This is a genomic window from Aeribacillus sp. FSL W8-0870 (assembly GCF_037963755.1).
Taxonomy (GTDB): Bacteria; Bacillota; Bacilli; order Bacillales; family Aeribacillaceae; genus Aeribacillus; species Aeribacillus composti.
This window is the reverse complement of the sequence record NZ_CP150165.1, coordinates 3,561,560-3,586,908: the sequence shown is the minus strand read 5'-3', so window position 1 is coordinate 3,586,908 and position 25,349 is coordinate 3,561,560. Positions and strand designations below refer to the sequence as shown.

Sequence of the window (25,349 nt, the reverse complement as noted above, 5' to 3'; positions counted from 1 at the left end):
AACACCGATATATCAACGTTTCTAAAACATTAATGGGGCGTCAATAAGCCGTAAAAACGACTTATTAGCCCCCCCTCCTTTATAGATCATAGGTCATTGTTTCGGGTAAATAAAAAAGAAAGGGCCCAATTCGCTATACGGTTTGGGTCCTGTTCTATAATTAATATCTAGTTAGTATTTCCTTTTGTAACAAAGGTTCATAAGTATCTACACGACGGTCCCTAAAAAACTGTAGTATTCTCCTTGTTTTTTCAATTTCACTTAAATCTACTTCTTGTACGATGACACCTTCTTTGTCATCAAGGGAAGATAAAATATTTCCAAGCGGATCACTAATAAAGGATCCTCCGTAAAAACTCATCTCTTTTTCTCTTCCTACGCGGTTAACTGCTGCTACAAATACTCCATTATAAATTCCGTGTGCCAAAATGGCTTTTTGCCATGATGGTTTCGTTGATAATTCAGGATAATCTGGTTCAGATCCAATTGCGGAAGGGAAAAATAAAATTTCTGCTCCCTTTAAACTTAAAATTCTTGCAACCTCTGGAAACCATTCATCCCAACAGATGCCAATTCCAATTTTCCCATAGGCAGTATCATAAACGGGATATCCAGTATTGCCTGGGACAAAGTAATATTTTTCATGGTATTGAGGACCGTCTGGAATATGATTTTTTCTCGTAATGCCTAAGCGTTTTCCATCTGAGTCAAATACTGCTGCGCTATTAAAATATATACCTGAGCCAGCTTTTTCATAGAAAGGAACAATTAATACGATTTGTAAAGTTCTTGCTAATTCACTCATATTGGATAGAACAGCACTATTTACATCTTCTGCCAATTCGTAGTTTTGGACATCAACGGATTGGGGAAAATATTGAGAGGCAAACAATTCTTGTAAACAAATAATTTTTGCTCCGTTATTGGCAGCTTCTTTAATTTTTTTGATAGTTTTTTGGATGTTTTTGTCAATATCTTCCCCGCAGCTTAATTGAATAAGACCTATCTTTACTTTGGTCATTTTCTTTCTCCTCCCAAGTATTTTTTATAAGAGCAGTTCTAATATTGAGAAGTACATTGCTGTTTAGAACAGCCTCTTAAAATTGTTTCGGCAGTCATATTTACGACACTTTTTCATTTGTATATACTACTTTACCATCCATGATTGTCATTTTTACTTCTGTAGAAGGAATATCCTCGATGGATATATCAAATAAGTTTTTATCTAATACGACAATATCAGCGAGCTTCCCAGGTTCTAATGTGCCGAGTTCGTTTTCTCTAAATGAACCATAAGCAGGTGTTGACGTATAATTTTTCAGTGCTTCTGATAATGAAATGCTTTCATTTTCTCCCCATTGCTTGCCTTTTAAATCCTTTCTAGCAACAGCATTATATATGCCAAGCATTGGATTTAATGAAACAACTGGAAAATCTGTACCAAATGCAATTACAGCTCCACTTTCTGAAATTGTATTAATTGGGAAGAAAAGGGGTTGCTGATTTTCTCCAACCATTGTTGTATAAGCTTCTTGCTCCATTAAAGCAATATGATATGGTTGAAAAGAAGCAATTATTCCTAACTCTGCAAACCGTTTCACATCGTCAGGATGCAATACTTCCACATGTTCAATCACATGTCTAAAATCTCTGATTTCATTTTCTTTTCTAGCTTCTTCAAAGGCGTCTAAAGCTAGGCGGACTGCGCCATTTCCAATTGCATGAAAGCGAATTTGGAATCCTTCTTTATCAGCTTGTTTCACTAATTGCTTGATTTTTTCAGGAGGTAAGGTGGTTCCCCCTTTCGTATCTGGCCGATCTTTATAAGAATAAAGCAAATAAGCTGTATGTCCCGTAACAACTCCATCGATAAACTGTTTTAAGCCTGTCATCCTTAATTTGCTAGATTGATATTTATTCTTTAATTGTTTAGCCTCGCTCAGATCCATTTTTAATTCAGGTGAAAAATGAATCCGTGCTGTAAGGAGTCCTTTCTTATCAAAATCCGAATAAACCTTTAAATCATCCAGTTGATTAGGGGCAATTTTCGCGGCAAATAAATCATGGACCGATGTAATCCCATATTTGGCCAATTTATTTAGCAATTCCTGGAAAAGTTCTGCCCGTTTTTCTTTTGAAAAGTTAAAGGCTGTTTCAGATACAAACCCAATTGCATGTTCAAAAAGAAGTCCGTTTAATTCACCGTCACTATCCTTGCCGATTTCCCCATAATCAGGATCAGGGGTATCTTTTGTTAGTTGAACGATTTCAATAGCTTTGCTATTAATCCATGCATAATGAACTTCGGTATTAAATAATAAAACAGGACGATCAGAAATATACATATCTAATATAGATTTATGTGGAAGCTGTTTATTTTTCCAATTTGTATGATCCCATCCAATCCCAAAAATCCATTCAGCGTCGGGCCTTGTTTCAGCATATTTTGCTACCATTTCTGCCACTTCTTCCGAAGATCTGGCATTATATAACTGTACACTTTCTTTCTGAAATATTATCCCCATCATTAAATGCATATGAAAATCATGGAATCCTGGAAGAATCAATTCCTGATCAAAATCATAAATAGCCGTATGTTTACCTGCGAATGATTTGGCCTCTTCTTTTGTGCCGATTGCCATGATTTTATTGCCTTTAATCGCAATAGAAGCCTTTTTTGGAGTATTTTCCAATCCCGTAAAAACATAATTACTTGATAGAATCATATCTGCCTTTTCCATCACACTCTCCCCCTTATAAGCGTTTACATTGTTACATCATCGATTTGGTCAACGGAAAGTTCTGGCGGTCTAGTAGTTAAGAATTTTGTTATATACAACAGGATAATAAAGCCGATTACAAACCATCCAAAACCGAGCAAGAGAGCTTTTGTATCCAAACTAGTCCAAAGCCATAAAGTAAAACATGCTCCAATGAAAGGTAAAATAAGATATTTTACTATATCGATGCCTTTTCTTTGTTTCCCTTTAATAAAATAATGGGCAACGACAGATAAATTAACAAAGGTAAAAGCAACTAGCGCCCCAAAATTTATTAAGGAAGAAGCCATGACAAGATCAATGAATAGTGCTGATAATGTAAATGCACTAACGATTAATACGTTTAAAGCTGGTGTCCGGAATTTAGGATGGATGTAACCAAAAATTTTCTTTGGAAGCACACCATCGCGTCCCATCCCGTAAAGAAGTCTAGAAACACTTGCATGGGAAGAAAGTCCAGAAGCGATTGCCCCAGTTATATATCCTGCTAGAAAGATAGACTGAAAGAGGTTTCCACCAATATACAAAGCAATTTCCAAAGCTGCAGAATCTGGATCTTGAAATGCTTGATAATTTGGAAACACAAGATGGCAAACATAGGAAACTAGTATAAATGTTGTTCCTCCTATTAATGCCACAAGAAAAATTGCTTTTGGTATTGTCTTTTTCGGATTAATAGTTTCTTCTGCAAAGGTTGTCACTGAATCAAACCCTAAAAAAGATAAACATAATATGGATGCCCCAGCCAAAACCAAGGAAAAAGGAACTTCTCCATTAAAAAAGGGAGAACTCATAAAGAATGTACCTGAACCTAATCCGTTACTTAATCCTTTTAATGATAGAAAAATAAATACTACAATAAGTAAGAATTGGCAGATAATAAGAAGCAAATTAACCTTTGTTGCCACTTTTACACCAATGATATTGACGATTGTAATTAGAAGGACAAAAAGAATCAGCCAGACGGAAAAAGGGACTTCAGGGAAATAGGCATTTAAATAAATACCTAACAATAAGCCGTTAATCATTGGCAGAAATAAATAGTCAAGTAAAATAACCCATCCAACAATAAATCCCAAATGGGAATTAATTCCCTTTTGAGTATAGGTATAGGATGAGCCGGAAACAGGAAAGGCTTTCACCATTTGCCCATAGCTATAAGCAGTAAATAACATTCCTATTAAGGCGACAATGTAAGCTGCAGGTACCATCCCATTTGTAATTTGTGCAACTACCCCATAAGTAGAAAAAACTGTGGTTGGTGCCATGTAAGCTAAACCAAATAACACTAAGGGAAACACAGTCAATGATCGCCTTAAATTGACATTCTCCATTATCGCTCCACCTTTCATATATTCTTAACCTATATATTGCAAGAATTATGCCGAGTAATATTTGGATAATTTATTAGATATAAAAAATTTAAAAAAATAAATTTATTTATCCTTGCATAATTGATGCAAAATTGAATAATTTTTTATTTTTTTGCAAGAGTGTGTAAGAAAGGTGGAAAAATTTCGGTTGTGTGAAGGGAGTTTATGTTTGAATAGTATTCGTTCTAATACTTAAACAATTTGTTTTATTTGGTATACTTGATGCTGTTGTTTTAAAAAAGAAAAAAATGATCAAACGATAACGATGATGTGGATGATTATTTAGATGTAAAGGATACATTCATTTTATATTTTGTTGATCAAATTTTTTAACGAGTACTTGAATTGGTGAAAGGATTGTTGGCTTCAAAATATTTTTCTGGCTTAGTTCACTTGCTCTTTGTATTCAGAAATCTTTAGTTTCCATTCCTTGCAGGGCTGTTTTCGTCGCCAAAAACCTCCTTAAAATTAGATTAGATTAGATTTGAGAAGACTCTCATGGCTTCTATTCTATAAATAAATAGAAATATTTAACATTTACGAACTGGGTGGGATATAAATTGATCAAGAGTGATTTGTTCATCTACTTCTGATCAGTTTTATCTGAACTAAGTGGGATATAAAGTTTTTCCACTAGAACCGAAATAAAAAGTAGATTTGTTTTATCACTAAGTTGGATTTAAATAAGAGGAACTTGAACGAATTCGTACAGGTTGAAAATGGTTGTATCTAAGTGGGATATCAAACCGCTAAGGCTAATTTAAGCGTTAATCATTTCATAAGCAGGCAACACGAATATAACGGAAAAGCTGGAGAAGAACAGTGCCTGCTTTCTTAATTTTTGTTTTATACTAGCTTGTATCAATGATGGTTTCCGTCTTCAAAGGACGGGTCAGTGCTTACTCTTTCTCATAAATCATTTGTACAAATGTGTGATTCTTTTTAATGAAAATATTTTTATAAAGGTTTAAAATGAAACATATGATAGTACTTTTGGAATAATACAGGTAAAATTGGCTATGTATGGATCAGAAACCGTTTTTGATTTAGGGGGAAATTCCAATGGTTTGAAAGAAGCGGTAAGACGGTAATGAATTTAAGTTTCTAAAAAGGAAAAATATTTTACTCTTTTGCTTAACATTCGACTTGCTTCATGTTGGGGATGCCATCAAAATTTTTTAAAACGGACAGATATTTCTTTAATTCAATTTGCCCGTAGTGGTTGTTTTTATATTTCAGTCGGTGCTCAAAATAGAAAGATTTTTGGTTATGCGGCAACTTAAGTGCTTTCTGGCTTACCTGCTTTCTTTTTAGTATTTTCCGGCTCTTTTGCAACAGCTATATTCAAATAGCTTCCTGCTTTGCCGCTTTCATTTTAGTGATTCCATACGTTCTTTGCCGATGTGTAACCTCCAACTAGAAAAAGAAAAAAAGTTACATAAGAAGGTACGAGGGGGATTATTATGATACGGATGTATAAAAATTTAAATATTGGCTGGAAATATTCAATTGGTTTGATCGTAACAGTGGGATTATTTATTATAGCGTCTATTATTATAGGAAACCAATTTTTTCAAATAAAAAACAACATTGAACAAATTGACCGTAGAGGAGAAAAGGCTGTACATATAACAGAAATGGCTTCGCTTTTCAGAGCTGCTGACATTCGAGTGGCCGATTATATAAATACAATGGATGAAAAAAACTTGCAAGAGTTTAATGATCGTATGCAGGAGTATGAAGACAAAAAGAAGGGAATAGAGTCTCAACTGGAGACTAAAAATCAACGGGATTTATTAGCAAAGATTGAAACAAACAAGGAAATGATTAATGATCTGTTTTTAAACCAGCTAGTTCCGGCTTTGAAGGGTGGAAACAAGGAAGAAATCGGCAAGTTAAGAGAACAAATCGCTGAATTGCGTACAGAAACAGTTGCTCAGCTAGATCAATTGACAAAGGCCGTAGATGAAGAACGCATTGTAGCTGTCAATCAAACATTCAATGTTATGCAGCACAGCCTACTCATATTGGTTTTATCTGTCCTTTTATCAATCGTTCTTGGGGTAACAGTTGTTTTCCTTATTACGCGGACGATAAGGAAAAATTTACTTGTAGCAGTAAAAATGGCGAATCAAATCGCAGACGGGAACCTGCAAGGTCATGCAGTCATTTATGACGGTAAAGACGAAATCGGCCAATTAATCAATGCTATGAATAAAATGAAAGGAAACTTGCATCAGATTATTGGACATATGACAAATGTTTCAGGCAATTTAAGCAAACAAAGCAGAACGCTGTCACAATATTCCGAAGAGGTTCAGCAAGGCAGCCAACAGATTGCTTCTACCATGCAGGAATTATCAAGCGGTGCTGAAGAACAAGCGAACTCTGCATCAGAGCTATTAGAACAGATGAATGAATTTGAATCGATCGTAACAAATGTGTTAAAAAATCAACAAGAAGTGCAGACATTTTCAGACTCCATGCTTACTCTGACGGAGGATGGCAGTCAGGCAATGATAAAATCAATCGAAAAAATGGAATCAATTGATGCGAAAATTCAAGGTTCACTCGCAATGGTAAAAGGGTTAGATACAAAAACAAACGATATTGCCAAATTAATTAACGTCATCCAAGAAATTGCCGATCAAACCAACCTTTTAGCGTTGAATGCTGCGATTGAGGCTGCGAGAGCAGGAGAACATGGAAAGGGTTTTGCAGTTGTCGCTGATGAAGTGCGCAAGCTTGCAGAACAGGTAGCTTCCTCTGTTTCGGAAATTACTTCTATCATTCAAGGCATTCAAACTGAATCTAAAAATGTTGTTATTTCATTAGAGGATGGCTATAGAAACGTAGCAGAAGGCACGGAAACTATTTCCAAAACAGGTGATATCTTTAATGAACTAAAAGAGACCATTAAAAAAGTCTCGCATAAAATTCGCGGTATGTCAGAATCGATTAACAGTGTTCTTGACAATACGAAAAAAATGGGAGAATCCATTGAAAGTATTGCATCTGTATCAGAAGAATCTGCAGCTGGAATAGAAGAGGTGACAGCTACTGCTGAACAGTCTAATTCTTCTATGAAGGAAGTAGCAAATTCAGCAAAACATTTGGATAAAGAAGCAATGGATTTTGATCGATTAATACAGCAGTTTAAAATTTAGTTAGTTTTTGAGATTGTATGTAACACACGTCTATTTTAAAAAATGAGGGCCATTTCAAACTTTGATAAATGTAAGTTTGAAATGGCTTTTTGTAATGCGTTTTGAAATGAATTTTTTAAGTTTCAAAATAATAATGACGGTGAAGTCCACAGCCTGGATTAAACTGCGCATTGCAGTTCGGGCATTGATATGCACTGTGCAAATACTCATTAATAGTCAATTCTTTCCCGCAATGGCCGCATAAAATCGCCTTCTCATCAAACAAGGCTTTGGGCCAAACTTGTGGATTTCCGCATCCCTCTTCCTCATGGCATTTATGACATGGATAATAAGTCTGGCAGCAATAAAATTTGATTGCAATAATATCCACATCTTTATGGTAATGCTTGCAACGAGATTGTCTGTCGACAACTTTACCTTTCACTTCTATTCCATTTATGTGCATTGGCTTTTCACCCCAGTTCAAAACGTCTTTATCATGTGCCACAAACAGAACGAAAAATCGTCATTTTTTTATATAAAAGTATAGCATAACTGTTTCTTTCAATTGTGCTTGGTTGTGATGACTTTGGGGGCTGTCTTAGAAAGTCAAATCGCCATTGAAAACAAAAAATCATAAACACCGATATATCAACGCTTCTAAAACATTAATGGGGGCGTCAATAAGCCGATTTTCTAAAAATAGATCAGTCTTTTCTTGATGATTTTGTGATATTGAGCAAAAACGATTATTTTAATGGCGCACAATATGGGCTTAGGGCATGCCGCAAAAGGACAAAGGTGCAACTCGAAATTTGGGAAGCGATGAGGTTCAAGCGAAATTCATAAAAGTGCAAGATTTAAAGCAGGTACCTAAATTGTTTCCTATGAAATGGAATGAAGAAAAAACTGTATGCAAAATTGTTTAAAGAAGGCTTGAAACGGGCAGGATTACATATTAAAATTCCTCTTTTTTAGGAATAACAGGATCGCTAAACATAAAAACAACAGTTTGTTTACCTTATCCCTTATTTTCGTCTTAAAATACAAAGCTTTGTTTGCGTGTTACATAATAATAGTATATAATAGTATTAAGTAACGTGGATTAAGGGGAATAACTATATGGAATATGTTGAAGCTCTAAGAGATATAAAACAAATCAATGCCATGAAAAGATATTTAAAAAAGCATTCAGAGCGAGATTATGTACTCTTTGTGTTTGGCATCAATACCGGTTTAAAGATCACAGAAATATTGGAAATAAAAGTAGGAGATGTTTTGGGGGATGACGGCTACATAAAGGATTTTTATCTGCTTCCACATAAAGAATCTAAAACGACTAAGGAAGTGTATCTCAACCAAAAAGTAAAAAGGGCGATTCTCCACTATATCCAATCGAGACAATTGAACCGCGAAGATTATTTATTCCAGTCCGCGAAAACGAAAAAGCCCATCACGCGTCAACAGGCTTACCGTATTATCCATCGTGCCGCAGAAGCGGTCGGCATACAAGGGAAAATTGGAACGAACTCTATGCGTAAAACCTTTGGATTTCATGCCTATAAACGAGGAGTCGCCATTTCTTTGCTTCAGAAATATTTTCACCATTCGTCTCCTTCTGAAACACTCAAATATCTAGGAATTTCGAAAGATGAAAAAATTAGAACGGAAATTGATGTAAACCTTTAATATTCAACAACCTTAATCCATTCATTTAAAACATTTATAGGGAGGAATTTTTGCATGAATATTAGAGAAAGTGAACTTCCGGGAATTGGATATAAGTTTGAAATTATTACAAAGAACCAAGATAAGCTTGTTATTGTCATCCATGATGATGGACGGAGAGAAATTTATCATTTTGATTCAGATGATCATGATGAGGTTTTAAGTACTGCCACATTTGATGACTCAGAAGCAAGACAAATTGCTGGAATTTTAGGCGGAATGGCATATAAACCTAAAGCATTAGAAACCGTTGACTTTGCGTTTGATGATTTAATTATTGAATGGTATCAAGTAGAACCTGGTGCACCTGTTGTGAATAAAACGATCGGTGAGATTGATATAAGAAACAATTATGGAGTTACGGTCATTGCTATTAAGAAAAAAAAGACAAAGAAGACACACAACCCAGGTCCAGATACGGTGATTGAGGCAGGCGATACATTAGTAATTTCAGGAGAACGAAACCAACTAAAACAACTAGTTAACAACTTATTATCGAACAAAGGAAAGGAGTGAGGTTTATAGATGGATCATTTAGTCTTTGAAGTTGGTACAGCACTTGTCCTTGTTGCAATTGCAGCTATTATCGCAAATAAGCTTAAATTTTCCATTATCCCTTTCCTGATTGTCCTAGGTATGCTTGTTGGCCCGCATGCCCCAACGATTGGGATTATCGACTTAACCTTTATTGAAAGCAAAGAAATTATCCAATTTTTAGGACGCATTGGTGTTCTGTTTTTGCTTTTTTATTTAGGTTTGGAATTTTCTGTTGGAAAATTGATGAAATCAGGCCGAAATATTGTGGTAGGCGGGAGTCTTTATGTAGCAATCAATTTTGTTTTAGGCCTTTTATATGGATTTATCGTCGGGATGCCATGGATGGAGACTCTTATTATTGCTGGGCTTGTCAGCGTGTCTTCCAGTGCAATCGTCGCCAAAGTCCTTGTTGATTTAAAAAGAACAGCAAATCCAGAAACAGAGTTAATCCTTGGGATCATCTTATTTGACGACATTTTCCTTGCTTTATTTTTAACCACAATGTCAGGTGTCTTGCTTGCCGGCTCTACTTCTGTCCTCGGTATCATTACCTCTGTTCTTATTTCGGTTGGCTATATGCTGCTGTTTTTTTTCATTGCACGAAAAGGTTCGCCTTTATTAAATAAATGGTTGAATATTAAATCTGACGAAATTTTCATTATTGTTATATTTGCTACATTGTTTTTTGTTGCTGGGTTTTCAGAAACCCTTCATGTTGCAGAAGCGATTGGCGCATTGCTGTTAGGTCTAGTTTTTTCAGAAACTGACTATCGAGACCGCATTGAACATATGGTAGTTCCGTTTAGAGATTTCTTTGGCGCAATCTTCTTTTTCAGCTTTGGATTGAGTATTGATCCATCAACATTAGCTGGTGCGATCTGGTTAGCTTTAGGCGCTGCCGCACTCACGATTGCTGGGAACTTTGTAGCTGGTATGATTTCGGGGAGGAAAGCGGGGCTATCCCATAAAGCTTCTACCAATATTGGTTTAACCATTATGGCTCGTGGAGAATTTTCGATCATTGTTGCAAATTTAGGGATTACAGCAGGATTAAATCCCATTTTAACTCCTTTTACTGCCCTTTATGTTCTCATTTTAGCGATCGTAGGACCGCTACTTGCGAAAGAAAGCAAAAATATTTACAAGTTTTTAAATAAGATTTTCAAATGGAGTAACACACCGGAAAAGAAAAAAATAAAAGTCCCAGGCGAGTAGCTCGCCAATGGGAAATTTTAAGCTCAATGAACATTATTATACACCAAAAACAGCTCTCAAGAAATATAGAAATAAAACGCGAAAAATGTACGTAAGCTGTTTTCAAAAATTTATTGAAAATGCAGGTTTTCTACTTAAAACAGAAAACCTGCATTTCCTTGTAAACTATTACTTTGCGTACAAAATTTCGCATTTTTTGTTTGCGTTTCTTTAACGTATGGATCGAAGCGGCTGAACAGAATGTGCATTTGCTTGTTGACAGTTTCGCTACATAAAATCATCATTGTTGTTGTTGTTTCAATGTACATTTCGAATTTGTTGCACCACTTTTAATTGACATCATTTTTTTATTGTAAAAGATAATGATTGACAATACTTAAAAATATTTTCCCTGAGACGAGAAGCGCACGCTCGTCAAAGTCAAAGCGGGGATGGTGATGAGGATAATGAGTTTTTGGATCGTCTCCTCTTGCACCGACATGAAAATAAACACCTGGTTTATGATTTAAGTAGTATGCAAAATCTTCTGCTCCCATTGACGGCTGATAATTATAAAAACAGTCAGATGCATACGTCTCGCTAATAATGGCTCGCAATTGTTCGGTTTCATTTCTAGGATTGATAACTGGAGGATAGCCGTTTAAATAATCAATTTCGTAGCTTGCGTGCGAAGCTTGGCATAGCCCTTGAACAATCGCTCTGATCTCTTCCTCAATTTGCTTCCTAACGTTTGGATTAAATGTTCTTACTGTCCCTTCTATTCTAGCGTTTTCTGCAATGACATTGAAAGCTGTTCCTGCTTGAAACACACCAACTGTCACAACAGCTGAATCTATCGGATTCACGCGTCTGCTGACAATTTGCTGCAAGTAGTTCACAATTTGGCTGCCGATGACAAGAGCATCTACTGTTTCATGCGGACGGGCCCCGTGGCCTCCTTTTCCTTTTATTTGAATCGTAAATGCATCGACAGCAGCCATAACGGGTCCTTCTCGTAAGCCTATTTTGCCGTACGGAATATCAGTGGAAACATGTGCGCCAAATACAAGGTCAACATCGTCCAGGCATCCATCTTCAATCATAAACTTGGCGCCGCCGGGCGGTTTTTCCTCCGCGTGCTGAAAGATGAATACGATGTTGCCTTTTAAACGGCTGCGGTCGATTTCACTTAATACTTTTGCAACCCCGAGGAGAGCTGCTGTATGCCCGTCGTGGCCGCATGCATGCATAACTCCTTTTACGGACGATCTGTAAGGAGAGTCGTTCTCTTCATGGATCGGAAGCGCATCAAAATCAGCGCGGAAGGCAATGGTTCTTCCTTCTTTTCCGCCCTTGATCATTCCGACAACTCCATTTCCACCGATTCCGGTCTTTACCTCAATCCCAAAGGAGGAAAGCTTCTCTGCAATAAATTTCGGTGTATTTTCCTCTTGAAAAGAAAGCTCAGGATGACGATGCAAATATCTTCTCCACGAAACCAATTGTTCGAAATTTTCCATTATAGAACGATGAAGCTCCTTAATCATTTTCGCACCTTCTTTCAAAAATAATGATCCTTTTTTTCGATTAAAAGCTGTTAAATCATCATCAGAAATATGAAGTATCTAGTAGTCTAGCTGGGAAGAGAAGTAAGCTGAGTTTTAAGATCAAAATAAACTCTTTAGCAGCGTTAGATAAAACTCGTCTTTACTTCTAATCCAACTAAAAAAGGCTTCATCACGTATTATTTTCTTTAAATTTTTTTAATATTTCGCCTTCTTTAGAAGTACGAAAACTGCTTTTTCAGGTATGGTTAAATATTTTAATCACCAATTCTTTATTAAACCTATACAATATATTGCAATTACTTAATATTCATTTTACCTCCCTTTTTTTGTCACACCAAGTAAAATTTTTCATTTATTTATACTCAAGTTTGACACCATTTCACTACATGTGGATAACTAAAGGTGATTATACCAATAGTTATCCACTTTTTTTATCGAAAATATAATCATTATGTAGTGTTATGTGGATAACTTTTGTATATCCAATAATATGTAATATATGTTATACTATTAGTGCTATGTATATTCGAATTAATAAGCAAAAAAATAAAAATGGTTCTGTTCGTCAATATCTACAAATATGTCGTACATTTCGTGTAGACAATAAAGTTCGGCAACAAACGCTTTGTAATCTAGGGAGGTTAGAACATTTATTAGAGAATGGCTCTGTCGATAACATAATCGAGGGATTAGCCAAATTTTCAGAGCGTTACTTTGACCGAATTCACGGGCAAGGGTCTTCCTCTTCTGTCTCCGTGCTTTGGACAAAAGAGTTTGGGCCGGTTTATCTGTTCCGAAAGGTATGGGAAAAGTTAGGGCTTGGTCGGCTATTACGTAAAATCATGGATGATTCCGAGGCTGCTTCTCAGTATGACGAAGCCATTTTTGCCATGGTGTTAAACCGTCTCATGGATCCCAATAGTAAGCATTATATCTTCAAACAATGGATCGACACGATTTATGCAGAAGGTCTTTCAGACATTCAACTCCATCACTACTATCGTGCATTAGACTTCTTAAGTGAACAAAAAGAAAAAATTGAGGAACAACTTTATGGACATTTAACCGATTTAACCTCATTAGAAGTAGATATCGTGTTTTACGACACGACAAGCACCTATTTCGAAGGAGAGGAAGCAGACGAACTGCTGGCTCACTATGGTTACTCCAAAGATCATCGTGGAGATCGAAAACAAGTCGTGATTGGCTTATTAATGACCAAAACAGGGATTCCGATTGGGCATCAAGTCTTCCCTGGAAACATGCATGATACGAAGACATTTGGCATGGTGGTTGGAGACCTGAAGAAGCGCTATCCTATTCAGAAAGTCATTCTAGTGGGAGACCGCGGAATGGTTAGTGAAGCCAACTTAGATCAAATTCGTGAACTGGGCATGGAATATATTGTGGGTGTCAAATTACGAAAGTCGAAGAAAGCCCAAGAGCTATTATCCATCCGTGGGCCATATAAGAAGGTTCTTCCGAATCTAAAAGTGAAGTCAAAGAAAATCGATGGCGAAACGTATGTACTCTGTTACAATCCGGACGCTGAAGAACGTGATCGAGCGAGTCGTCAAGTCGTGTTAGAAAACCTTCAATCGAAGCTTGATGAACTCGGTCCATCTGGACTCGTCAAAAACCGTGCGTATTCCAAGTTTTTAACGATAGAAAAAGCATCGGCCAAAATTGATGAAGAGAAGGTATCCAATGACGAAAAGTTTGACGGAAAGTACGCCATTCGGACCAACTCGTCATTAACGGATGAAGAGGCAGCACTTGCCTATAAAGAGTTGTGGAGAGTGGAACAAGCCTTTCGTAACCTGAAGTCGAATCTAGAACTTCGCCCGATGTACCATCGAGTGGAATCTCGTATTCGAGGCCATATCATGGTTTGTTTCCTTGCGCTTGTCATGGAATCCTTTTTGGCCTATAAGCTAAAAGAAATAGGATGCCAAACAAGTGTAAAGGATATTTTGCATGATGTAAGCCAGATGAAGGCCTCGAAAATACGCGTGAATGGTGAAGAGCAAATCGTTCGTACAGAATTACAAGGTCAAGCAAATCTAGCATTTGAAGCACTTGTCACACAAGCGCCTCCTAGAGTATTAGAAAAAAACACGTGCCACTAACAAGTGTAGTGGTACGTGTTGTGGGTAAAGTCCAAAACACCAGTATTTTCGGGCTTTTCTTTAGTGTACTCTGTCAAACTTGAGTTATATTTTACAGAACCATTTAAGAATGTATTCGCTGCCTCTATATAGAACTCTAGTAGAAACAAAAGAGGTTAACTCATGAAAAGTTCGCTATTGCTCAAAACGAAAGAACCAAGCTGGAAAAGGGATATAAAGAAAGCGCCATAAAAATAATCGAACAACCAGAACGTTCGAACATAAAAATGATCTGTCCTTTTCCTAAAGCGAGAAATGTAATATTCGATGATTGGTTTTTAAAAACAACAAAAATTATTTTATTCGTCCGGATTAGTACCATCAGATAAGGTGCCATCTTCTTTTCCGGGTTTCTACCATTTTTAAATTGTACATTCCAGAGTGGTTTAATAATTAATTCTTCTTTTCTAGAATATAATGTATCTCTAATTCTTCAAGATCCAATACTACTGTTTTTTCTTTGGCAACCATCATACTTTCAGCAAATGATCGAAAATATTCACCCCAACTTATTTTGACATCATTCCATTTTTTACCTCATTAACAATCCAGCGGTTGTTTTTGAAAAACCGTTTTTACCTGACGTTTAGTTCATCTATACGCAAATTTGCTGAATTCTCCTTTGATTTTTAAGTATTTTTAACATTGTTATTTAATTTTCGTAATTTTATAATGAGCGTGTAAATAATTTTCATTATTCTGATAAATGAAAACGCTTTTTTATGCGCTAACGCATCAGAAATATTTGATACATGCAAAGGAACTGCTGGAATACCTAAATGTTTAGAGGAGTGAATAAAATGAAAGATATCGTTTTGCTGGAAGGAGCAAGAACGGCATTTGCTGAAATATCTGGATCATTTCGAAACACTACTGCGACTGATTTAGGTGCATTTGCGGCTAAAGAAGCTATTCGAAAATCTAATATTTCGCCTGATGAAATTGATCATGTTGTGTTTGGAAACGTTCAGCAATCAAGTAGAGATGCACACATTTTAGCAAGACATGTTGGATTAAAAGCCGGCACCCCGATTGAAGTTCCTGCCGTAACGATTAATCGTTTATGCGGGACGGGGATTGAAGCAATCTTAACAGGCGCCCGCTACATTTTAACGGGAGAAGCAAATGTTGTGCTGGCTGGCGGCACGGAAAATATGAGTCAAGTACCGCATGTCATTCGCGGTATGAGATGGGGAAGTCCTCTAGGTTCGCCTGTTGTAGAAGACTGGTTATGGGATGGACTATATGATACGTATGGCGGCTGCACAATGGCTGAAACAGCTGAAAATTTAGCTGTCAAATATAATTTAACGAGGGAAGAAATTGACCGTCATGCTTTATCTAGCCATGAGCGTGCGATTGCAGCGAGAGAAAAAGGGTATTTTAAAGAAGAAATTGTACCGGTTACTGTGAAAGGGAAAAAAGGAGACATCATTATTGATCAAGATGAACATATCCGCCATACGAGCATGGAGCAGCTTAGTAAATTAAAGCCTAGATTTATTGAAAATGGTGTTGTCACGCCGGGAAATGCAAGCGGTATGGTTGATGGAGCAGCAGCTGTTGTCATTGCATCAAGTGATTATGCAGAAGAAAAGGGGTTAAAACCGATTGCCCGCCTTGTTTCCTGGGATGTTGTAGGAGTAGAACCGAAGTATATGGGGATCGGTCCGGTTCCTGCTATTCAAAATGCATTAAAGAAAGCAAATTTAACGATTTCTGATTTGGACTTAATTGAAATCAATGAAGCTTTCTCTGCTCAATATTTAGCATGCCAAAAAGAATTAGGCTTTGATCTTGAAATAGGAAATGTAAATGGGGGAGCCGTTGCGCTAGGACATCCTCTTGCTGCAAGCGGAACAAGAATCACGACAACTCTTATTTATGAATTAAAAAGGCGAAACAAAAAATATGGCGCTGTATCTGCATGTATTGGCGGAGGACAAGGAATCGCCGCTGTTTGGGAAGCGCTGTAAATCCGCAGAAAAAATTGAATGTTTCGGCTACACGAGAAAATAACGGGTTAAATATATTGGCGGATCAAGCCTTATTTGTTTCCATTCGGCAAGGGGATTTCAAAAGAAAAATGGGGCAACTGTATCGGAATGTCAACTGCTGATGCAGAACATATTATTGAAGCAGTCTCTGCAACTTTTTTGATTATAAGAGAGTTGATGATAAATAAAAAGGTATGAAATGTTCAGCTGCTGTTGAAGCTGCCTTTTAATTCCGGCTTGGAAAATCTATTTTGAATGAAAAAGCCTCTAGACTTATGAACTTCGTCTAGAGGCTTTCTATTTTATGATGCGGATTGCTTTAAATATGTTTCTCCTTCAGGTTTTGCCCGTTTGATAAAGAAAGTGAGAACGAGGGCGATCAGTGCAATTAACAATGATATTTTGAAAGAAAAGTTGATTCCATTCAGCATTGCCTCATTCATAATATCGGCCATTTTAGCTGGATCACCCGCTGCGGCTTGAGCCAATCGCTCCGCCTCCGACTCCGTTTTATTTTGCATGAGCGTGACAAGCAGCGCTGAACCAGCAGCTCCTGAAACTTGCTGCAACGTGTTGTTCATCGCTGTAGCGTGCGGGTTCATAGTTTGCGGCAGCTGATTGATTCCGTTTGCCATGACGGGCATCATCACCATCGACATTCCCAACATTCTTAATGAGTACATAAGCATTAAAAAGCTGTAGGATGTATCCATTGCTAAGTGGCTGAATTCGTATGTTGTAAAAATGGTAATAGATAAGCCGATAATGGCGAGCGCTCTAGCGCCAAATTTATCAAAAAGCCTTCCTGTTATCGGCGACATAATTCCCATGATGATTGCTCCCGGCAGCATTAAAAGTCCGGAATCAAAAGGTGAAATCCCGCGAATTGTCTGAATATATATTGGCATAAGCAGCATCGCTGAGAACATCGTCATCGAAAGAACGATCGAAATTGCGGATGATAAGGCGAACATCGGATATTTATAAATTCGAAATTGCAAAAGAGGCTCTTCCATTTTTAATTGCCGCACAATAAACAAGACTAAGCTGATCGTTCCGACAATAATGGTTCCATATACCTGAACGGAATCCCAGCCTTTTTCCCCGGCGGAGCTAAACCCGTATAAAATGCCGCCAAACCCGATGCTTGATAAGATGAGCGATAAAATATCCAAAGATATTTGTTTTTGCGGCAAAATGTTTTTTAATTTAAAGATTGCAAGGATGAGTGTGAGAGCAGCGATCGGAATAACGATGTCAAACAGTGTGCGCCATGAATAATGCTCAACAATCCATCCGGATAGCGTTGGTCCTATCGCTGGCGCAGTGATCATCACTAGTCCAAAAAATCCCATTGCTGTGCCGCGTCGTTCAACAGGAAAAGCGACAAGCATGACATTCATTAATAAGGGAGCCATGATCGCTGAACCGGCCGCTTGAAACATTCTTGCAACCAATAACACGCCGAATGTCGGCGAAAGTGAAGCTAACACCGTACCGGCTGTAAACAAGCCCATTGCTGTAATATATAGTTGGCGATTCGTAAACTTTTGCAACAAGAACGCGCTGGCAGGAATTAAAATCCCATTAATCAACATGTAGCCTGTTGACAGCCATTGCGCAGATGAAGGGGATATTTCAAAATCCTTCATAATGGATGGTAGTGCAACATTTAGAAACGTTTCGTTAACAAAAGACACAAATGCACCAACAAATAAAATGGCAATCATCCCATAAGGCGGTTTGTTTAATGTTTCATGATTAGTCAAGTGAGAATCCTCCTTGTACTTATAGTATATTATTTTATACTGTTGTTATAAAAGATAATAATAATATATACTGATAGTATAAAAAAATCAACAATAACTTTTATTTTTGAGTTCAATCATAAAGGATGTGCAGTCAAATTGAACGATCGAAAAAGACAAGTAATGGAAGCGGCGCATACTCTTTTTGTTGAAAAGGGATTTGTGAGAACATCAGTTCAAGATATTTTAGATAAAAGCGGGATATCGAAAGGGACATTTTATAATTATTTCTCATCGAAAAAAGAACTTTTAATTAGTATTTTTGAAAAGATTAAAATGGAAACAGATCAGCGGAGAATAGAAGTGTTGGCTGGCAGGCAAGCAAACGATAAAAACGCGTTTATCGAGCAAATTCAAGTCAAGATGGAAATCAGTAAAGAAAATAAACTATTCGCTCTGTTTTATGGTGTGCTGATGTCAGAAGATGAAGAGCTTAAAGGATTGGTGCAGCAGTATCATTTTGATGAACTTTGCTGGGCACAGAAGAGGATTGCAGAAGTATTCGGGGAACAAGTACGTCCGTATTCGGTTGATTTGGCTGTGTTGTTGTATGGAATGGTTCAAAACGCCATTCATTTCGCTGTCACTGCCGGAGCAGAAATAGAAATTAACAGCATAATCGCTTATTCGTTGAGAAGAATTGAAAAAATAGCGGAAAATGTTGTGAAAACGAAGGATCAGCTATTTGATCCGGATATAGTAGAAAGGCTGGAGCCGGAAGAGGCTTTGAATCGGAAAAAGAAAAAGGAATCCCTTTTCAATCAAATTGATAAAATTAAAAAATCGGCAGATGAGGAGCAAAAGGAATTGCTATCCTTTCTAAAGGAAGAATTGCAATCTTCTGTTCCGCGGCGAGCGCTGATTTACGCGGTGATGTCCCAAGTTGATCAGAAGAAAAAGCTTGAGCATTTGGTCGATGAGGTGCTAAGATTTAATACTTAAAGGTCTATAAAAGGCTGAATCGTTTTGCCATTCACTTACCAAAAGACTTGGATATAATAATAGGAAATGAAGTTTATTGGAGAGATTAGCGTGCAATTAAATTCCAACAAGATTATTGAAGCCTGTTTGCTAGCTGGTAAAATTATGCTTGAAAATGGAGCGGAAACGTACCGCGTTGAGGATACGATGCAGAGGATGGCTACATCCCTTGGTATAAAGCAGTCTCATTGTTTTGCTATGCCCACTGGAATTATATTTTCCATTGACGAAATGGAACAGACAAAACTTGTACGTGTGCTGGAACGGACAATAGATTTAAATAAAGTTGCGATGGTGAACAACATTTCTAGAAGGATGGCGCAGGGTGAAATATCTGTTGATGAAGCTTTACTGGAACTGAAGCAAATAGACGAATCAAAACCTGAATATCCAGTTTGGCTGCAATTGACCTCTGTTTCCATCTTGAGCGGCTGGTTTTTAATCATGTTTCAAGGAAAGTGGGCAGATTTTGTTCCTGCCATGATTTCAGGCGGTTTAGGTTTTACATTTTTAGTTTATGTTCATCGTTTTGCTAAAATTAAATTTTTTTCAGAGTTCTTAGCATCGTTTGTCATTGGATTTACAGCCATTTGGCAGGTGAAGCTGGGCATCGGGATAGATTTAGATAAAATTATTATCGGTTCTGTCATGCCGCTTGTACCGGGGCTGCATATCACAAATGCTGTCCGCGATTTGATGGCAGGACATTTAGTGGCTGGATTATCAAAGGGAGCTGAAGCGTTTTTAACAGCTTTTGCGATCGGGTCAGGAATTGCCATTGTTTTATCGATTTATTAATTGAAAGGATTGTTGTCATGCTGTCACAACTTGCAGCAAGCTTTATTGCAGCATTTGCATTTGGAATTATTTTTAATGTACCAAAAAAGACGTTATTTGCATGTGGAATTGCGGGAGCAGTTGGATGGCTTTCGTATTTATTCTTGATTCATTTTAAGATGGATTTAATTATCGCTGCATTTATATCAGCGCTTCTTGTTGCCTTCATTAGTCACTTGTTTACGAAAATGTATAAAGCGCCGATCATCATTTTTTCTGTTCCAGGTATTATTCCGCTTGTCCCAGGAGGGATTGCGTATGATGCCATGCGCCATGTAGTCGAGCAAGACTATTTTACGGCGATTGAACTAGCAGCTAAAGCTTTTATCATATCAGGAGCTATCGCCATGGGACTAGTGTTTTCCGAAGTATTGAATCGGATGATTATGAAAATTATTCGGTAGTAGCTCTTTTCAATTGGTTGACGTGTGTTTGTCGCTTAGGAAACAAATTTTTATACATGTCAACTCTCATAGTCTCGCTGACCAGACTATGCATTTTGAGGTGGGGAATCGTTCATTTCAACTTGATTTTTGAGGTGGGTAGTAGCTCGTTTCAATTAGTTTGCCGGTACATTTGTCGTCTAGGCACGAATTTTATACATACTAGCTTTCATAGGACACGCTGGCTAGGCTATGCTTTTAAGGTGGACAATCGCTCATTTCAACTTGATTTTCCGAAGTATTTGTCGTCTAAGAAACAAATTTTTATACATACTAGCTTTCATAGACACGCTGACCGGACTATGCTTTTTGAAGTGTGCAATAGCTCTTTTTCAACTAAATGTCGGTGTTCGCTGATCTGATTATACTTTTTGAGGTGAGCAGCCATGCTTTATCAAGTTTTTGTGTATGGAACGTTGTTAGTCGGGGAAGCAAATCATCATGTTGTAGAGCCTTATTTAATCTCTTGCGAAAGAGGACATGTGAAAGGACGCCTATATGATGTAGGAGATTATCCAGCGCTTGTCCTTGATGAAGGTGAAGATGAAGTTGCCGGTGAATGGTTCATTGTAACAGAAGAAGGATTGAGGCAAATGGATTTGCTGGAGGATTTTATAGAAGGGCGGCCGAATAATGAGTATGAGCGCGTTTGGGTCAAGGATAGCCGGCAAAATATAGAAGGTTTTGTTTACGTATATTCCTTGGAAAAAGCGCAGCATCTTCCTATCATATATTCCAATTCATGGAGAGAGCATCGGAGAAATCAAAAGTAAAAGGCTGATTCAACACATTGCTTTTCAGCGATGTTGAGTCAGCCTTCTTTGTATAGTTTTAGTATTGATTGTGAATGATGAATATGTTTTCTTGTTCATTACATTTGATTGACGGGATTGTGGCATTAGCCCACAACTTCCTGAAAGTAGCCGGCATCCGCCAGCTACTTTCAGATAAAAATCGAAAAAATATAAAAGCAAGTGGAGAGAAACGAATTGTTTTTCTCCACTTGCTTCATTTTAGGGACTTATCGGACAGCCCCGGTGTTTAAACAGGCAGAATGAACCATCCTGCTTACATTATTTCAATTTGATGAGCTGTTCATATTTTTCAAGAATTAGTTTTGTTAACGGGTCGTTTTCGTCAAGCTGGCTGTACTGCTTCAAAGCTGCAGCTGCTCCTTTTGTTTTAATGATTTCTTGCAATTCGACTGCCTCTTGGTCTTCTTTATAGTCAAACAATAGCGCAGCTGCTACGGCTGTTGCGAGATTTTCAGGTTTTTGACCGAATTCCATTAATCTTTTTGCTGGTAAAATTAATCGGTCGTTTGCGCCAAGCTTGCGAATAGGCGATCTGGCTACTCTAGTGACATTATCGGAAATTTGTTTGTTTTCAAATCTAGAGATAATCTTATCGATATATTTTTGATGCTCGGAACGATCAAAATGATAAGTTTTCGCCAGCATGTCGCCGGTTTCAGCTAGCGCGCCTTCTAAAATTGGGCGGACAAACGGGTCCAATACAGCTTTGTCGATTGTTTCTATATTTTTGAAATAGCCTAAATAAGCTGCAGTAGCATGTCCAGTGTTGACAGTAAATAGCTTGCGCTCAATATATGGATTTAAGTCGTCAACATAGGTGATTCCTTGAATATTTGGCAAGCTTCCTTTTATGTCTGTTTTTTCCACGACCCATTCAAAAAATGGTTCAACAGAAACTTTTAAAGGGTCCTCGTGGGTTTGTAATGGAACGATGCGGTCGACAGCTGCATTAGGAAAGCCAACATATTGATCCAATTTTTGTTTTTCTTCATCTGTAAGCGATTTGCGCACTTCTTCTTTTAATAATTGGCTGCCGCCGATCATATTTTCACATGCAATAATGTTTAAAGGCTGGACTGACTGTTTAAATCGTTCCTTAAGTCCTGAAGCGATTGTCGGTGCAATGATTTTTAAAATATTTGGACCGACAGCCGTTGTAATTAAGTCAGCTTGGCAAATGAGATCGATAACTTTGTCAGTTTGTTTTGCACTGTTAATTCCTTTTACACCTGTGACGGTGATTGTTTCTTTTTTTTCGCTGGCTAATTCGATGATATAACTTCCTCTTTTATTTAGCTCAGAGATTAGATTTTCATTCACGTCAAGAAAATATATTTCATAGTTAGCTTGATTTAGAAGAGCGCCGATGAATCCTCTTCCTATATTTCCAGCGCCGAACTGCAAAGCGATCATGTTTATTCCACCTCATTGAATAAATTGATTAATTCTTCTTTGGTTGCTGCATTGATTATACGGTCAACATTTTCTTCCTCTGAGCAAAGGATGGCGATTTTCGACAAGAGCTCCAAATGTTCGTTGTCTTTTCCGGCAATTCCGAACACTACTTTAGCAATGTTGCCTTCTCCATATTCTACGCCTTCAGGAATTTGAATAATGGAAATACCTGATGTTAAAATGTCTTTTTTTCCTTCGTCTGTTCCGTGTGGAATAGCTATATGGTTCCCCATATATGTGGAAGTGATTCGCTCTCTTTCAAGCATTTTAGTGATATAGTGTTCATTCACATACCCGTTTTCAACAAGTACCTTTCCGGCTAATTTAATAGCTTCCTCCTGATTGGACACCTTTGCATTTAAAACAATGTTGTCAGTTGTTAGTATTGGCTTCATCTCACTCACTCCAATTAAAAAATTTTTCTTTCATATAATGATGGAAAATCACATTCAGTTTATGATAGACGGCTGTTTCATCTCCGTTTTCAAATAATGCTAAACTGCTTTTGCTTTCAATAATAGCTGAACTGATTTGGCTTAATATTTCCAGCTTATTTTGAGTTAGCTGTTCAGGAGCTAAAAGCAGCAATATCCGGCTGATTTCCATCGCATTTCCGTCCATTCCGAGGACGTTGTCCGCTTTGTCCAAATCATAAATACGAAATAAAGGAATCAATACTTCTTCATCTTTTAAATGAAATAAAGCAATTTTTGTCCCGGGAATTCCCAATCCTCCTTTTTGTTCTCTCGCCAAAAGCTTCTTCGCAACGGATTCATCATTTGTGATCAATTTTTCTTTATGCAATGTGCGGGCGATTTCCAAAAGATTTTTTTTATGCTGTCCTGTATTTTCAAGCAAGCTCACATTGAAATGGAGCAAAACTGTTTTGATAATATCGCCCAGTTCAAAAAATTGATCGATGATGTGAATCATATCGTTTGAAGGATTTTTCCGGAAAGGAATGCCCGGAACATTGTTTTCAATTCTTTTGAATTCTGTCAGCTTTTCATTCATGTACCTTTTTATTTTGGCGATATCATGCTCATTTAACAGCGGGTTAACTGTAATATATGGCACATGACGATACGGAAGATCGGTAGTTGAAATAATAATATCGTATTGGCTGACATCCAGCCTTTTTAAATCAATAAGAGAAGCAATATGAATGTTTTCTATTTCAGGAAATTCCTTGCGAAGTCTCGTTGCCAGCATTTTGGAAGAACCGATTCCGCTGGGGCAAACAACTAATCCCTGCAGCGAAATATTCTCCATCTTTGATTCCAAAGCGGAGCCAAAATGCAGTACGAGAAAGCCAATTTCATCCTCTGATAAATGAAGATCATAAAAGATTTTTTTTACCCCTTCTTCGACAGACGCGAAAAGGGCGGAAAATTTTGTTTTGATCTGTTGCAGCAGAGGATTGTGCGTATGAATCTTCTCTTTTGAACGTGTAATAGCAGGGACAAAATGGGCCACCAACCCTTGATATAAAGATTGATCTTCCGTCAAGGGAAAGCCGGTTTTGTTGGAAACAAATTCAATGAGCGCATGGACTTTTCTTGAAATGTCTACATCTACATCAAAGAAGGAAAAATCTTTATCTTCTTTTCTGCGCGCTCCTAATAAATGAGTCGTGACATAGCCGATTTCCGCTTCAGGAAACTTGACCTGAAAGGCTTTTTCCAATTCTTTGACGATCATACGGGCGGATTCGAATTCTTTTGTGCCTTTCAATTCTTGAAAAACTTGAGGATCGATATCGATCGTTTCGCCTTTTTGGATTCTTTCCGCTGCCAGCATTAAATGGACTGCAAGAGCAATATAGGCACTGTCCGCAATAGAAAATAAAATGGTTTGCCGAAAATTTTCAAGTACTCCTTCAACCGTTTTTATTTTTTCTTCATCAATGATTTCAAAAATTTTCTCCCTTTTTTCATTTTTCTCTTCTTTTATTTGCCTTTCAATTGCTTGCAAAAAACTTTTTTCATCCAATTTCTCCATTATAATGTTTCCAAGGAGAGCCCTCTTTCCATTTTCTGGTCCAATGAGTTCTATTCCGTATCCTCTTTTTCGGATGAGCTTCAAATCAAATTGAGCAATCCATTCTTCGATTTGATCTAAATCATTGCTTACGGTTGCAGAAGTGACGTTTAATTTTTCGGCTAGTGTAAACAGTTTTAGAGGCTCGCTGGCCTCTAAAAGTGAACATAGGATAAGCACTTTTCTTTCTTCTTGGCTAAAGTCTGTGTGCTCTCCAGATCGGATATCTTTTAATAAATTTTGTTTCCGCAGCGATGGACCGAATAAGCGAATTCCTTTTCCTTGCAGGCTGTCAATATAAAGACCATATTTTTTTATCACTTTTTTTATATTTTTAAGCTCCCGGTGAACTGTTCTTGAGCTGACGTTTAATCGTTCAGCGATCTCTTTTGTGGAAATGTGTCGGTCCTCCTGCAGCATTAATTCGATGATTTCCCGTTCTCTCGCCCGCAAGTACATGGAATTCACCCCTTTTAAAG

General features: G+C 37.4%; 19 protein-coding genes. 10 read left to right on the top strand and 9 right to left on the bottom strand.

Going from position 1 to position 25,349, the window contains the following annotated elements:
- Positions 1-160: 160 nt before the first annotated feature.
- From NSU02_RS17370 to NSU02_RS17360, 3 genes are all read right to left on the bottom strand, one after another.
- Complete coding sequence (locus tag NSU02_RS17370; protein ID WP_144598275.1) at positions 161-1,021, bottom strand: carbon-nitrogen hydrolase; 861 nt, start codon at positions 1,019-1,021, stop codon at positions 161-163.
- A 100-nt stretch (positions 1,022-1,121) separates the two neighbouring features.
- Positions 1,122-2,741, bottom strand: a complete 1,620-nt coding sequence (locus NSU02_RS17365; RefSeq protein WP_339193382.1) for an amidohydrolase — start codon at positions 2,739-2,741, stop codon at positions 1,122-1,124.
- Between the two features lie 23 nt (positions 2,742-2,764).
- On the bottom strand, positions 2,765-4,117 hold the full coding sequence (locus NSU02_RS17360; protein WP_339195838.1) for an amino acid permease: 1,353 nt from the start codon (positions 4,115-4,117) through the stop codon (positions 2,765-2,767).
- 1,499 nt (positions 4,118-5,616) lie between these two features.
- Here NSU02_RS17360 and NSU02_RS17355 point away from each other — a divergent pair.
- Positions 5,617-7,320 carry a methyl-accepting chemotaxis protein gene (locus tag NSU02_RS17355; protein ID WP_339193381.1) on the top strand — a complete coding sequence of 568 codons (1,704 nt, stop codon included), beginning with the start codon at positions 5,617-5,619 and terminating at the stop codon, positions 7,318-7,320.
- Positions 7,321-7,435: 115 nt separating this feature from the next.
- On the opposite strand, the gene NSU02_RS17350 is transcribed toward NSU02_RS17355, so the two are convergent.
- Entirely contained in the window at positions 7,436-7,765 is a 330-nt protein-coding gene (locus NSU02_RS17350) for a CHY zinc finger protein (RefSeq protein ID WP_066250083.1), read from the bottom strand.
- A 656-nt stretch (positions 7,766-8,421) separates the two neighbouring features.
- Between NSU02_RS17350 and NSU02_RS17345 the strand changes: the two genes are divergently transcribed.
- Genes NSU02_RS17345 through NSU02_RS17335 form a run of 3 tightly spaced genes read left to right on the top strand, consistent with a single transcriptional unit; the run spans position 8,422 to position 10,779 of the window.
- Complete coding sequence (locus NSU02_RS17345; protein ID WP_130157422.1) at positions 8,422-8,988, top strand: tyrosine-type recombinase/integrase; 567 nt, start codon at positions 8,422-8,424, stop codon at positions 8,986-8,988.
- 54 nt (positions 8,989-9,042) lie between these two features.
- The gene (locus NSU02_RS17340) at positions 9,043-9,543 is read left to right on the top strand and encodes a cation:proton antiporter regulatory subunit (protein WP_066250077.1); all 501 of its coding nucleotides are present in this window, start codon (positions 9,043-9,045) and stop codon (positions 9,541-9,543) included.
- 9 nt (positions 9,544-9,552) lie between these two features.
- Positions 9,553-10,779: a cation:proton antiporter gene (locus NSU02_RS17335; RefSeq protein ID WP_144598418.1), complete on the top strand. Its 1,227-nt coding sequence runs from the start codon at positions 9,553-9,555 to the stop codon at positions 10,777-10,779.
- Between the two features lie 347 nt (positions 10,780-11,126).
- Here NSU02_RS17335 and NSU02_RS17330 read toward each other — a convergent pair whose 3' ends face one another.
- Complete coding sequence (locus tag NSU02_RS17330) at positions 11,127-12,305, bottom strand: M20 family metallopeptidase (RefSeq protein ID WP_339193380.1); 1,179 nt, start codon at positions 12,303-12,305, stop codon at positions 11,127-11,129.
- 539 nt (positions 12,306-12,844) lie between these two features.
- Here NSU02_RS17330 and NSU02_RS17325 point away from each other — a divergent pair.
- On the top strand, positions 12,845-14,455 hold the full coding sequence (locus tag NSU02_RS17325) for an IS1634 family transposase (protein ID WP_339192846.1): 1,611 nt from the start codon (positions 12,845-12,847) through the stop codon (positions 14,453-14,455).
- A gap of 839 nt (positions 14,456-15,294) precedes the next feature.
- Entirely contained in the window at positions 15,295-16,470 is a 1,176-nt protein-coding gene (locus NSU02_RS17320) for an acetyl-CoA C-acetyltransferase (RefSeq protein ID WP_063386832.1), read from the top strand.
- A gap of 323 nt (positions 16,471-16,793) precedes the next feature.
- Here NSU02_RS17320 and NSU02_RS17315 read toward each other — a convergent pair whose 3' ends face one another.
- Positions 16,794-18,221 (bottom strand): DHA2 family efflux MFS transporter permease subunit, encoded by a 1,428-nt coding sequence (locus tag NSU02_RS17315; protein ID WP_339195835.1) that lies wholly within the window; start codon positions 18,219-18,221, stop codon positions 16,794-16,796.
- Between the two features lie 177 nt (positions 18,222-18,398).
- Between NSU02_RS17315 and NSU02_RS17310 the strand changes: the two genes are divergently transcribed.
- From NSU02_RS17310 to NSU02_RS17295, 4 genes are all read left to right on the top strand, one after another.
- Positions 18,399-19,241, top strand: a complete 843-nt coding sequence (locus tag NSU02_RS17310; protein ID WP_130157426.1) for a TetR/AcrR family transcriptional regulator — start codon at positions 18,399-18,401, stop codon at positions 19,239-19,241.
- A 144-nt stretch (positions 19,242-19,385) separates the two neighbouring features.
- Positions 19,386-20,078 (top strand): threonine/serine exporter family protein, encoded by a 693-nt coding sequence (locus tag NSU02_RS17305; RefSeq protein WP_339195832.1) that lies wholly within the window; start codon positions 19,386-19,388, stop codon positions 20,076-20,078.
- Positions 20,079-20,095: 17 nt separating this feature from the next.
- Positions 20,096-20,521: a threonine/serine exporter family protein gene (locus NSU02_RS17300; protein ID WP_063386829.1), complete on the top strand. Its 426-nt coding sequence runs from the start codon at positions 20,096-20,098 to the stop codon at positions 20,519-20,521.
- A gap of 425 nt (positions 20,522-20,946) precedes the next feature.
- Positions 20,947-21,333: a gamma-glutamylcyclotransferase family protein gene (locus NSU02_RS17295; RefSeq protein ID WP_311066542.1), complete on the top strand. Its 387-nt coding sequence runs from the start codon at positions 20,947-20,949 to the stop codon at positions 21,331-21,333.
- A 300-nt stretch (positions 21,334-21,633) separates the two neighbouring features.
- Here NSU02_RS17295 and NSU02_RS17290 read toward each other — a convergent pair whose 3' ends face one another.
- The 3 genes from NSU02_RS17290 to NSU02_RS17280 are packed head-to-tail and all read right to left on the bottom strand — an operon-like array spanning position 21,634 to position 25,329.
- A complete protein-coding gene (locus tag NSU02_RS17290) occupies positions 21,634-22,788 on the bottom strand; it encodes a mannitol-1-phosphate 5-dehydrogenase (RefSeq protein WP_063386827.1) in 1,155 nt (384 codons plus the stop codon).
- 2 nt (positions 22,789-22,790) lie between these two features.
- Complete coding sequence (locus NSU02_RS17285) at positions 22,791-23,225, bottom strand: PTS sugar transporter subunit IIA (protein ID WP_144598413.1); 435 nt, start codon at positions 23,223-23,225, stop codon at positions 22,791-22,793.
- Between the two features lies 1 nt (position 23,226).
- The gene (locus NSU02_RS17280; RefSeq protein ID WP_339193379.1) at positions 23,227-25,329 is read right to left on the bottom strand and encodes a BglG family transcription antiterminator; all 2,103 of its coding nucleotides are present in this window, start codon (positions 25,327-25,329) and stop codon (positions 23,227-23,229) included.
- Between the last annotated feature and the right edge of the window lie 20 nt (positions 25,330-25,349).